The organism is Levilactobacillus acidifarinae DSM 19394 = JCM 15949 (assembly GCF_001434835.1).
Lineage (GTDB): Bacteria > Bacillota > Bacilli > Lactobacillales > Lactobacillaceae > Levilactobacillus > Levilactobacillus acidifarinae.
This window is the reverse complement of the sequence record NZ_AZDV01000003.1, coordinates 163,057-175,022: the sequence shown is the minus strand read 5'-3', so window position 1 is coordinate 175,022 and position 11,966 is coordinate 163,057. Positions and strand designations below refer to the sequence as shown.

Here is an 11,966-nt window from a genome sequence, read left to right as displayed (position 1 = left end):
GGTAAAGGGACGGTTGTTATACTGGAAGTAGCGATTTTGTGGTAAAAGGAATGCTTAATTTCCCCTAAATTGGGCGGGTGAAGACGTGACAGCGACCCCGGAAAAAGGCTATAATAGTGAGCAGCGAATTTTTAACGATTTAAAGGTAGAAAGGAACAGATGATATGGCGTACCAAGCACTTTATCGGGTCTGGCGACCGCAACGTTTCGACGATATGATCGGTCAGGAAGTCATTACCCGTACTCTTAAAAACGCGATTACAACCAATCAAATTAGTCACGCCTATCTGTTCGCCGGTCCTCGGGGGACGGGGAAGACCTCGGCGGCAAAGATTTTTGCCAAGGCCATCAACTGTCATCACCAACAAGACGGGGAACCCTGCAACGAATGTGAGACCTGCAAGGCCATCACGGCCGGAACCTTAAACGACGTGATTGAGATCGATGCGGCCTCCAACAACGGGGTTGAAGAGATTCGGGATATCCGTGATAAGGTCAAATATGCACCCACGGTGGCCGATTACAAGGTCTACATTATCGATGAAGTGCATATGCTGTCGACCGGGGCGTTCAATGCATTATTAAAGACCCTGGAAGAACCGCCGGCCAACGTCATCTTTATCCTGGCCACTACCGAACCCCACAAGATTCCGGCGACCATTATTTCACGGGTCCAACGGTTCGATTTTAAACGAATCGCCGCCAGCGATAGTTATCACCGGATGACCTATATCTTGGATCAAAAACACGTGACCTACGATGAGCAAGCCATTAAGGTGATTGCCAAGGCCGCCGAAGGGGGGATGCGGGATGCGTTAAGTATTCTGGATCAGGCCCTGTCCTTCGGGGACAACGAAATCACGTTAGATAATGCGCTTCTGGTCACCGGAAGCGTCACCCACGAGTTGCTGGCAACCTACGTGCAACAGGTCTTAGCAGGCGACACCAAGGCGGGATTAGCGACGTTACAATCGGTCTTAGAGGCCGGCAAGGATGCCGAGCGGTTCACCGAGGACATCATTAGCTACGCGCGGGACCTATTATTGTACCAACAGGCCCCTAAGCTGGTGGAAGAAGCCGAGATGGGTAGTGTCAGTGAGGACTTTCAAGCTCTGGCCGACAAGACCCCGGCAACCACCATGTACGCCATGATCAACGAACTCAACGCGATTCAACAACAAATGCGCTTTACCACGCATCCCGACGTGTACCTGGAAATCTTAACCATTAAGTTGGCCGAGATCGGGCGGACGCAAGGCGCCAGCGCGGTGGCGTCACCGCCGGCAGCGCCGGCTGGCGGACCGGTACAAACCCCGGCCACGGCCGACACGGTTACGGCGTTACAACATCAAGTGGACCAACTGAAGGTGGCCGTCCAACAGCTGGAACAGGCGCCGGTCGCCAAGCCCGCCGCACGTCCGGCGGCTAAGCCCCGGGTCAACGCCACGCACACGCAGGAAGTGAACCTGGCGAAGATCAATCCGGTCTTGGGCGCGGCAACCCGGGAGAAGCTCAACCAATTACAACAGGTTTGGCCAGATTTGTTAAATAGCCTAACCGTGACCCAGCGGGCCGTGATGAAGGTGTCTCAACCCGTGGCGGCGGCCGATTCCGGGGTGATCGTGGCGTTCGATTATTCGTTTTTGTACCAGAAGGCCACGACGGACCAGGAACTGACCGATGCGCTAGAAAACGGTTTGGATCGCATGGTCGGCACCGCGTTACCGATTGTGTTCGTGCCTAAGGACCAGTGGCCGGAGATTCGTAAGAACTATCTGACCGCCCACAAGAGTGAGCTTAAACCGCACACGGAACCCCAACCGGTAGCTGATGGCACGGGGCCGTCTTCGACAGCACCGACCACGGATGCTGGGGCGCCGGTTGCAGCACCGAACGAAACGGGCCCCCAGCCGCCACAGGCTAATCCGGTAGTGACTAAGGCCGAGGAACTTTTCGGTAAAAACATTGTCGATATCAAAACTGATTAAAATTTGAAGGGATGGATGGATATGCGGAACATGGGTAATATGGGTAACATGGGTAGTATGATGAAACAAATGCGGCAGATGCAAAAGAAGATGGCGGAGGACCAAGCTGACTTAAACGCGCAAACCTTCACCGGCGCTTCACCAGACGACATGGTCAAAGCAACCTTCACCGGCGAACGGAAGATGACGGATTTGACCATCAAGCCGGAAGCTATCGATCCGGACGATCCCGATATGCTAGCCGATTTGGTCGTGGCGGCCGTTAACGACGCCTTAGGCCAAGTCGAGGCGCAAACTAAGCAAACCTTAGGCAAGTACACGCAGGGAATGAATATCCCCGGCATGTAAACCAGCGCGAGTCGATCATGGCGGGTGTTAGTGGCGTGACCAATGATGCCCGGTGACGACCAGTTCCAACTTTGAAAGGACGAGACTATGCAGTATCCAGAACCTATTGCGCAGCTGATTGATAGTTACATGAAACTTCCCGGTATCGGGCAAAAGTCGGCCACGCGGTTGGCATTTTTCACCATTGATATGGCGCAAGACGACGTGACGGCGTTTTCTAAGGCGTTGATCTCGGCGAAGCGGGATCTGCACTTTTGTTCGATTTGTGGCAATATTACCGAAAGTGATCCCTGTACCATCTGTGCCGACAAGACGCGTGATCAATCGCATGTCTTGGTGGTCGAACAGGCCAAGGACATCATGGTGATGGAGCGTATGAAGGAATATCACGGCCTGTATCACGTTTTGCACGGGGTCATGTCACCGATTGAGGGCAAGGGACCGGAGGATTTAAATATTACCAGTCTAATCAACCGGCTACAGAAAAATCCGGCCATTAAAGAAGTGATTATCGCGACCAACGCGACGCCGGAAGGGGAAGCCACGGCCATGTACCTGTCGCGCTTGATTAAGCCGGCGGGGATCAAGGTGACCCGCTTAGCCCACGGTCTATCCGTTGGGAGTGATATCGAGTACGCCGATGAGATGACCTTGTTTAAGGCCGTCGAGGGCCGGACCGAAATGTGAGGAGGGTAACGACCATGTTTGGACAAAAAAAACGTAAGCAACAACGTCACCTAAAGGCGTTGCGCAGCACGTACGATGATCAGCTCCTGGCGGCCATTGATGCCGCTAAGGATAACTGGGACCACGCCAAGCAGACCCAAGAGGCCATCGCCGATACCGATAACGAAATGACGGCAAACACGGCGCTGGCCCGGCAAGTCTACCTCTTTTTGTACCGGGAAGCCCGGCGGCGTAACGTGCGGAGCAAGCACATTGCAGCGACGGTATTTCAAGATTAATAATGGCGTCATGTCATTTTTGCGTCAAAAGACGGTTAGCCAGCCCTAAGGGTTGGTCAACCGTCTTTTTTTCGGTAAACTGACCAAGACGGATTTCTTTGGCGGGTAAAGCATGCTAAAGTGAAAGCGTTAACTAAGTTATTTCATACCAAACAAAATGAAGGGGTCACAGGATAATGGGGAAACGAATTTGGCTGGGGCTGGGTGGCCTGCTGCTACTCTTAATGTTAGGTGGTTGTCGGAGTCGTTCCCAGACCATGGCGGCACCGCAACAGTCGCCCCGGGTGTTTTTGAAGACTAAAGCAATTTTACATACGGCTCAAGATCACCAGCACCAGTCCTCGTTAGCGGCATTTATCGCCAATCGACTGGTGACCAAAGAAGGCCTGTATACCAACTACGTGGACACGGACACGCGGCAAGCGGCCAGCGCCACGGGACACGAAATGTTGAGTGAATCGGCGGGGATGTGGTTGATTTATTTGGCCCGACACCACCAGTTTGCGGCGTTTCGCACGTTTTATCGTGCCACGGTAAAGACCTTCGGGGACCATGGCCAATTCAGTTACCGCTACGATCCGCGGAGCCAGAAACGGTTTGCGGTCAATGCCACGTTGGATGATCTGCGGATCATTAAGGCCCTGAATCTGTACGATGCGTTGAGCAAAACGACCCATTACCGGCAAGCAGCGGCCAATCACTTTGCGACCCTCAAGGCGGGGGCGTTAAAGGACGGCAAGGTTTACGATTACTACAATCCGCAGAGTCGCCAAACGGCCAAAACTAGTAGCTTGGCCTATATTGACTTCAAGACGCTCCGGTTTTACGAACAGGGAAGTGCTAGTGGCCGTAAGGCGTACCAAGAACAACTGAAGGTTGTGCGGGGTGGCTATCTGGGTGACGTTTTTCCCCTGTACGCAGCGAGCTTTAACTGGCCACAACTGACCTATAGTGACCGTTCTTTGAACACGTCTGAAGCCCTAGAGGTGCTTTTACATCTGGCCGAGATTGGCAAATTGAAGACGGCAAGCCACAGCTGGTTGCAACAACAGGTTAAGGATAAGAAGCTGTACAACGGCTACACCACTGCCGGTAGCGTGAGCGATTCGGGGCAGTCGGCGGCGAACTACGCTCTGGCCGCCATGGTCTTTGCAACGGTCAACGATCGGACCAATTACCGGCGAGCAATGGCTTTGGTTTGGCAAGATCAGGTGACCAGTCACGTGGCGATTCAGGGCGGAATCGGGAATGCACAGAGCGGGCAAAGCTATTCCTTTAACAATTTAACGGCCTTAAATGCCGCCGATTATTAGCAATGACTAGGTAAGAGGAGGGAAGCGGGATGCAACGAATACGACAATTGACTCAACGCGCCGGTCGGGGCGTTACCCGGTGGCTGTCCCCGGCGGTTTTTGCCATGTTGTTTGCCGCTATAGTAGTCGGGGGACTCCTGTTTATTCCGCCCATCCACGGCCTAGCCGATAACGGGAGCTTTGCCCAAACGCTGGCCAATAACGGGTTATATCAATTAGATGGTTATCAGGTGGTCGGGTACCTCAACCCCCAACTTGGTTTGATGCGGTATTACGACGAAGTCCGGTCGGCGGGATTGGGTGGCTTTTCGTCGCAACGCTTATTTGTGGGTTTAGCGATTGGGTTAAATAAATTAATATTTAGTTCGACACGGTTTGATTTACGTTGCTTGGGTCTGGTCTACTATCTGCCCTTCGTGGGGGCGGTTGGTTTACTGACGCGGGCGTTGACCCAACCGTACCGGCGGATTCGCAGTTACGTTTTGGCGGCGGTGATCGTGGTGATTTTTGCCGATACGTCGTTGACGCTGGCTTTCAATTCCTTTTACGTGGCGCCTATTTTGTTGATCACCGCGATGATGATGGTGGGCAGTTTACTGCTTTTGTCCCGAACCACCACGCACCGGGGCCGGTTGATGAGTCTGTACTTTTTGAGTGCGACGCTGTTAATTACCAGTCAACCGCAAAATGCGCCGTTGACGGTCAGCTACTTGATCATGGCCCTGGGCGGCTTCTTTGTCTTTCAACATCCCGCTCAACGGTTGGGACTAGTGCTGGGAATGACGGTCTTGGTCGACTGTGGCGTGACCATGGGCTTGGCCCTCACGCCCCAGCAGCGCAGTGTTAATCGCTATCAGGCCTTCACCCACGGGGTATTGCACGAGACGAAGGATCCTAGTCGGGCGTTGACCCAGCAGGGCGTTAGCCAACAGTTTGCTTTGATGCGCGAAAATGACTACTATCCGGTCAACTTTACCGAGTTGAGCCCGGATACCCACTACGTGCGGCAACACCTAACTCGGTACGTGGGGGTCGGCTGGGTATTGACCTACTATGGCCATCATTGGCCACAATTGCGGCAATTACTGGACTTGGCGGCGGCCAACCTGATGGCCACGCAGGTCAAGTCGGTGGGGAATTATCCCGCCCACAGTGGTCACGCGAAGGGCGCCCAGGTAAAGTTCTTCACGCTAGCCAGTACCACGGCCGGAACCTTCTTTCCCCGGCGGTTTGCGTTTGATGCGTTACTGGTCGTGGCACTCTTGTTAGTCTTTGGGGTCGGGGCCTATAACGACCTGCACCAACGGCGAACTTACGGGGTCGTTCGCTTCTTTCTCGTGACGGGGTTATTGTTGAATCTTTTATTAGTGCCCTTGCTGGTTATCTTGACCACCGGGGTGACGAATCTGGCACAAAACCTGTTATTAGCTGCCATCAGTTTGAATTTAGTGTTGGTCATTTTGGTGGCGGATCTCTTAAACCACCGTCTCTGGCACGCGGATGATCGGCAGGTGATTGACGATGACTAAACGGATTCTAGGCCTCGTCGGGTTATTCGGGAGTTTGTGTCTGGGACTAGCCCTCTTGAACGGGCCCGTGGCGCACGCCCAATCTCAGATTAAAACGCAACGGGTCCTCATCGTTTACGATGCGCGTAATCCCCGTGCGGACGGGCCAGCCAAGATCGCCACATTACAGCGGTTATTGGCTAGCGTGGGGGTTCCGACTCAGACTGAGGCGTTGGCGCACTACCATGCCGGGCAACTGACCACCCAGAAATACCAGGGGGTCGTGACGCTAGTCAATTGGCCAACTGATCACGGGCACAACGCGGCCTTTACCCGGGATCGAGAGCGGTTCACGGGGCGGCAGTTACACATTGGGCAGGACCTCAGTGACGCGGAAGCCCGCCACCTCCACGCCACGCCGCAAACCCGTTATCACCAACAATTCACGTTGCGGTCGGGGCAAAGCTGGCAACTCCTGCCATTTAGCGAAAATCTGACGGTGCTCCCGAGTCACGGGGACCGACAGCTAGGTCAATTACAGATTCAGGGAACCGACCGGACGACTTACGCTTACGGAACGGTGCGGGGGCGTTACGGGTACTTACCGTACCTAGCGAACGACGGTCTGAGCCTAGTACTGGCGATGCGCACGGTCGCCAAGTTGTTTCACCAGACCGGGACGCAGCGGCCCTTACTGACCATTACCGGGGTAACGCCGTATAGTGACTTGCGGCGCTTACGGCAATTGGGTCAGCAATTGGCAGCCGCCAACATTCCCTTTGCCGTCAGCACCACGACCGTGGCCAATAACACGGCTTTACAAGGCTTTAGCGCCTTTACCCGGACGTTACGAGCCATCGAGCGGGATAACGGGGTGATCTTTCTGCAAACGCCCACGGTCCACGCCGCTAACGCCAAGAGTGGCAACGCCTTGGAACAGCTGATGGTGGCCCAGTTAAACCAGTTAGGGCAACGTCAGGTGATTCCGGTTGGACTAAGTGCGCCGGCGTATTGGAACCAGGACAAACTATTGCGGCGTCACGGTCTTCAACGGGCCAGCGACGTTTTGTTGTTGCCCAACCCGAAGACGCCCGTTTACGCGCAACGCGACAATCTAGGTGCGACCTACGATCGAACCTGGTTTGGCTTGTCGTTGCGGTCGTTACAGACCCAACGTGACGGGCAACTGACGCCGGATCACTTGGCCTTACCCACGGCCATCACCACGGCCATGCCCACGTCGGCGCGGCAACTGACGGCCACGATGCGGCAAATTAAGGCGTTACCCGTCACCTGGTATCAGCCGCAGCAACAGTTGCAAACCAGCCTAGTCAGTGCCTCGGCTACCTTCGCCTATCGGCGGGGAACCTATCTGTTAAATGGGCGGGCCGTTACGATTGGGGCGGAGGCGACCGGGGTACCGCGCTACCATTTTACCCGCAAGAATAAAGTCGTTTTGGGGAACTACTTCAAGTATCAAGGCTGGATCCTACTGGGGTTCTTCGCCGTGACTACCGTGGTTCTGGTCACGTTTTTGGTGGTGGGACGGCGGATCTACCGCCGGAAGTTCATGCGGTAAAAGTAACCAGGCAAGGGTTGTCTCGCTAAACTGCAAAGGAGGACTTTATGAGCGTTTTAGATGTCTTGGTGTTTATTGCCATTCTGGCTATTTGGGGCATCCTGGTGGTGAACCTGATCTTGACCATGGCTGGGTATACCCAGTACCTCAAGGACGTCCGCACGCCCGCACCAGAATTACCGGCGGTGCCGCCGTTCGTGACCATCATGGTCCCCGCCCATAATGAAGGGGTCGTGATTGTCAAAACGGTGTTGGCGCTACTCAACTTCGATTATCCCCACGACCGTTACGAGATTATTGTGATCAACGACAACTCCAGCGATAATTCGGCCGAGCTGTTAGCCCGGATTCAGGCGACCTATCCGCAACGTAACCTGGAAGTGATCAATACGGACCAACACACGGGGGGCAAGGGAAAGTCCAACGCCCTAAACATTGCCCTCAAACGGGCTAAGGGCAGCGTCATTTCGGTCTACGATGCGGATAACACGCCCGAACGTCCGGCATTGCGCATTCTGGTTGCCGAGTTACTTCAGGACGACCATTACGGTGCCGTGATTGGTAAGTTTCGAACACGGAACAAGAATGCTTCATTACTGACCCGGTTCATCAACGTTGAAACGCTGTCGTTTCAATGGATGGCCCAAGCCGGTCGCTTACGGCTTTTCAAGCTCTGCACGATTCCCGGGACCAACTACGTGATTCGACGGTCCCTGTTAGAGCGGGTCGGGGGCTGGGATACCAAGGCCTTAGCCGAGGATACCGAAATCAGTTTCCGCATTTATCGCCTGGGTTACCGAATTAATTTTCAACCGAAGGCCGTGACCTGGGAGCAGGAACCACAGACCTTAGACGTCTGGTTTCACCAACGGACGCGCTGGGTGAAGGGAAACATCTACGTGATTTTAAAGAACCTACCGTTGATTTTTCGGAAGACGGGGCGGGCGATTCGGTTCGATTTAATCTATTTTTTGTCGGTCTACTTCTTATTAATGACGTCGTTACTACTGTCCGATTCGGTCTTTGTCTTGTCGGTCGCGGGCGTCGCACACTCGAACTTACGGGGATTCAACAATACGCTGTGGCTGTTTGCCATCGTCCTATTCGTGATTAGCACGTTTGTGACGATTACCACGGAAAAGGGGGAGATGACGGTCAGCAATCTGCTGATTATTATTTTCATGTACGTGGTCTATAGTCAGATGTGGTTAGCCGTCGCAGCATACGGAATGGTGGGGTATATTCGTGAACAAGTTTTTCATCAACAAGCAAAGTGGTATAAGACCAAACGTTACCAGTAGTGTTGGGCAGCTTCTGTTGGGACTTTTCGTGGTGTTAATGGGCCTGCTTACTGGACCCAGCGCCGCGGCTAAGGCCACGACGCAGACTTACACGCAGCCGTTACAAAATACGACCATGAGTTTGTCGGGTCAGGCGGTTGAGACCAGTAGTGACTTCATCAAGGTCGATTATTGGCAGATGAAGCACGCGACGCTGAACCTGAACTATCAGGTGTCACAATTGGCAGACCGGCAACTGTCCGACATCACGGTTTCCGTGAACGGGACTAAGTTCTATTCGTTCCGGCCAGTGGCTAAAAGTGGGCTACAAACCAAGCAGGTCACGATCCCGTTGCGACTCTTGCGTGGCAGCAACTCGTTGAAGATTAGTGGTCAGATTCTGACGCGTGACGGAAAACACGACTACCGGTTAGCCCAAACGCCAGCCAACTGGTTGACCGTTGACGCACGCTCGAACGTGAACTGCGAGTACACGGTAAAACAACCCAACGCTAACGTGAACTCGTTTTACGACCACTTCTCGGGACCGGACACCATCGTGAACCGGCAGTCGGCCATCGAAGTGCCCGCCCAGGCCAGTAACGCGGAGCTCACGGCCAGTATGGCGTCCTTAGCCGGCGAGGCCCGGGTCATCACGACCGAGGCCCAACAGATTCCGGTCACCACGATGGCGGACCGGACCGCGCAACGGGCCGACTATCAGGTCGTTGTGGCGACCTACGACCACCTGCCGGCACGGTTCAAACGCCACGTCTCCGCCCAGTCGGTGACCAACCAGGCCGTCATCAAGCGTTACGACGCCCAGGGCAAACACTACCTCATCGTCACGGCACCCACGGGGGCTTTATTGATCAAGGCCGGCCGGTACGTGGCTAACGCGGAATTAATGCGCGAAACCGCGTATCCCAGCGAGACCGTTCGCAGCGATAGTCAGACCTTCACCTCCTCACTGAACTATGATGACCATTACCAACTGACGACCACTTCCGATCGGTTGGTGGGCGCCAATCATCAAGAACGGCGCTACTTCGTCAGTTTGCCGGTCGATCGCAATAACGCGGATGGCTCAACCATTAAGGTGGCCTTACGCTACGCCAAAAATGTGGATTTCCGTTCGGCATTGGCGACGGTCTACATCAACGACACCGCCATTGGCAGCCACAAGTTAACGGCGCGTCGGGCGAACAACGATGCGTTTGCCGTCAAATTGCCCAAGGGAATGGCCCTCGGGAATAGCTTTACCGTCCGCATCGCCTTAGACTTACCCATTCAAACGGCGGCCAACAGCACGAATACCCAGACACCTTGGGCCAGCATTGAGCCCGCAAGTACCGCCAATATTCGGTCGGCCCCGGGCAACGATCTGCTATTTAGCAATTACCCAAATTTATTTTTGCAAAACTCGACCTATGATCATTTAGCCGTGGTTCGGCCGAAGATCCTGACGTTGGCCGATTACCGCACGCTTAGTAGCTTATTTAATCTAATTGGCAATTACGCACAGAGTAATCAGGGGCAGATCACGTTTTATCAGGACCAACCCAGCCAACGGGTTTTGGCTCACGATAACGTCATTGCCCTGGGAACCCCGCGCCAAAATTCATTTATCCGCACGTTAAACGACAAGCTGTATTTTCAATTTGACGCCGCGGGCACCCGCTTGGTCTCTAACGAGAAATTAAGTATCGAACCGCGTTACGGCGCCACCTTGGGGACGGCCCAATTGTTGCGGTCACCGTATAACGCGAAAAAGGGATTATTAGTGATCACGGGAGCCACACCGGATGACGCGGCCAGAGCCGCCGAGCAGATCAGTAACCAAAAGAATATGGCCCAGTACCCGGGGGATGCCGTCGTGGTGGATCGCGATAACGATCATCGCGGTTACCGGTTCAAGAAAAATAAATTGATCGACACGCAGGTCAATTTGCGTCAACGGGTTCACCGTAACCAGCAACTGCTGGTGTATCTCGGCATCGCCTTAGGGACCATCGTGATCTTACTGATTGCGATTTTGATGTTACTAAACAAGCACGGCGTCTTGCACCGGTCACGAAGGGGGAAGCCACATGCATAAAAATACGCGGGAAAGTTGGCTGACCGACGTCTACCTGATTGCTTTTCTGGGGTGGATGAGTGTGCTGGCCATTGGGATGGCCGCCACGCGGCCCCATTACTTATTCCTCAACGCCATCTTCCTGGGCGTTACCATTTGTTTGATTCTGATCACCTACTTCTGGGGTCTGATTACCGGACTATTGAGTAACCTCGCGTTTATTTTTGCCCAGTTGCTCACGGTCATTTACGAAAATCAGATCAAGGCGGACCTGGTCCCCTGGGCCCTGGTCTACTGGTTGTTTATTCCGTTATTGTTGTCGTTGACGTTTTACGGCATGACGGCCCATTCTCGGCGCCTGCAAACGCAAAATGCTAAGTTGCAAAGTGACTTGGTGGAACGGGGAGCCTTTGACGAGGATACCAACTTGCGGACCACGGTTTCCTACATCGAAGATACCGCGGTGTTCACGGAAACGAACCGGCGTTTTGATTTACCGGTAACCACCATGATCGTGCGGATTCGTTATTTTCAAGAAATGCGCAACATGTTGAGCGATGCCCAGTTACGAGCGCTGTTACAGCTGGTGTCGCAGACCATCAAAGGGGCCATGCGGACGAACGACATCACGTACCTTTTGGATCGCAGTAACCCAACCTGGGCGGTGCTGTTGTTCACGGATGCGAGTGGCGCGAGCATCGCCGCTAACCGGATCAAAGGCAATTTTGCGAAGGCGTTGGCGAACGATGAGGAGTTGTCCAATCTCGACGTGCGGTTGGTTGTGGGGGTTGCTAGCTGGGATTCCAGCAAGATGCAGTCCCCGTACGACCTAATGAACGCCGGGATCAAGGAAACCGAATACGACGTTTAAGGTAAGCTAAAAGGTCAGGACCCACCAGGTGTTCTGG

10 protein-coding genes are annotated in these 11,966 nt (G+C 54.0%); all 10 read left to right on the top strand.

Translation table 11 applies throughout. The annotated features are described in order from the left end of the window. Nucleotides 1-164 precede the first annotated feature (164 nt). The 10 genes from dnaX (at nt 165) to FD25_RS01415 (ending at nt 11,929) form a co-directional block, all read left to right on the top strand. Entirely contained in the window at nt 165-1,988 is a 1,824-nt protein-coding gene (gene dnaX, locus FD25_RS01460) for a DNA polymerase III subunit gamma/tau (RefSeq protein WP_057800812.1), read from the top strand. 30 nt (nt 1,989-2,018) lie between these two features. After that, entirely contained in the window at nt 2,019-2,336 is a 318-nt protein-coding gene (locus FD25_RS01455; protein ID WP_057800936.1) for a YbaB/EbfC family nucleoid-associated protein, read from the top strand. An 87-nt stretch (nt 2,337-2,423) separates the two neighbouring features. Continuing rightward, nucleotides 2,424-3,023 carry a recombination mediator RecR gene (gene recR, locus FD25_RS01450; RefSeq protein ID WP_057800811.1) on the top strand — a complete coding sequence of 200 codons (600 nt, stop codon included), beginning with the start codon at nt 2,424-2,426 and terminating at the stop codon, nt 3,021-3,023. A 14-nt stretch (nt 3,024-3,037) separates the two neighbouring features. Beyond that, nucleotides 3,038-3,301, top strand: a complete 264-nt coding sequence (locus FD25_RS01445; RefSeq protein WP_057800810.1) for a YaaL family protein — start codon at nt 3,038-3,040, stop codon at nt 3,299-3,301. A 176-nt stretch (nt 3,302-3,477) separates the two neighbouring features. Next, nucleotides 3,478-4,614 (top strand): hypothetical protein, encoded by a 1,137-nt coding sequence (locus FD25_RS01440; RefSeq protein ID WP_057800809.1) that lies wholly within the window; start codon nt 3,478-3,480, stop codon nt 4,612-4,614. 29 nt (nt 4,615-4,643) lie between these two features. After that, nucleotides 4,644-6,143, top strand: a complete 1,500-nt coding sequence (gene wsfD, locus FD25_RS01435) for a glycan biosynthesis hexose transferase WsfD (protein ID WP_057800808.1) — start codon at nt 4,644-4,646, stop codon at nt 6,141-6,143. Further along, nucleotides 6,136-7,701, top strand: a complete 1,566-nt coding sequence (locus tag FD25_RS01430) for a hypothetical protein (RefSeq protein ID WP_057800807.1) — start codon at nt 6,136-6,138, stop codon at nt 7,699-7,701. Before wsfD ends, FD25_RS01430 begins: the two co-directional genes overlap by 8 nt. A gap of 47 nt (nt 7,702-7,748) precedes the next feature. Further along, complete coding sequence (locus FD25_RS01425) at nt 7,749-9,002, top strand: glycosyltransferase family 2 protein (RefSeq protein ID WP_057800806.1); 1,254 nt, start codon at nt 7,749-7,751, stop codon at nt 9,000-9,002. Next, nucleotides 8,947-11,079 carry a cellulose biosynthesis cyclic di-GMP-binding regulatory protein BcsB gene (locus tag FD25_RS01420; protein WP_338033536.1) on the top strand — a complete coding sequence of 711 codons (2,133 nt, stop codon included), beginning with the start codon at nt 8,947-8,949 and terminating at the stop codon, nt 11,077-11,079. Before FD25_RS01425 ends, FD25_RS01420 begins: the two co-directional genes overlap by 56 nt. Further along, a complete protein-coding gene (locus FD25_RS01415; protein ID WP_057800805.1) occupies nt 11,072-11,929 on the top strand; it encodes a hypothetical protein in 858 nt (285 codons plus the stop codon). The genes FD25_RS01420 and FD25_RS01415 overlap by 8 nt, the downstream gene beginning before the upstream one ends. Nucleotides 11,930-11,966 lie beyond the last annotated feature (37 nt).

What these genes read in the sequence shown, in the direction of transcription:
- dnaX (WP_057800812.1), top strand. Translation starts at nt 165, where the DNA reads ATGGCGTACCAAGCACTTTATCGGGTCTGGCGACCGCAACGTTTCGAC.
- FD25_RS01455 (WP_057800936.1), top strand. Translation starts at nt 2,019, where the DNA reads ATGGGTAATATGGGTAACATGGGTAGTATGATGAAACAAATGCGGCAG.
- recR (WP_057800811.1), top strand. Translation starts at nt 2,424, where the DNA reads ATGCAGTATCCAGAACCTATTGCGCAGCTGATTGATAGTTACATGAAA.
- FD25_RS01445 (WP_057800810.1), top strand. Translation starts at nt 3,038, where the DNA reads ATGTTTGGACAAAAAAAACGTAAGCAACAACGTCACCTAAAGGCGTTG.
- FD25_RS01440 (WP_057800809.1), top strand. Translation starts at nt 3,478, where the DNA reads ATGGGGAAACGAATTTGGCTGGGGCTGGGTGGCCTGCTGCTACTCTTA.
- wsfD (WP_057800808.1), top strand. Translation starts at nt 4,644, where the DNA reads ATGCAACGAATACGACAATTGACTCAACGCGCCGGTCGGGGCGTTACC.
- FD25_RS01430 (WP_057800807.1), top strand. Translation starts at nt 6,136, where the DNA reads ATGACTAAACGGATTCTAGGCCTCGTCGGGTTATTCGGGAGTTTGTGT.
- FD25_RS01425 (WP_057800806.1), top strand. Translation starts at nt 7,749, where the DNA reads ATGAGCGTTTTAGATGTCTTGGTGTTTATTGCCATTCTGGCTATTTGG.
- FD25_RS01415 (WP_057800805.1), top strand. Translation starts at nt 11,072, where the DNA reads ATGCATAAAAATACGCGGGAAAGTTGGCTGACCGACGTCTACCTGATT.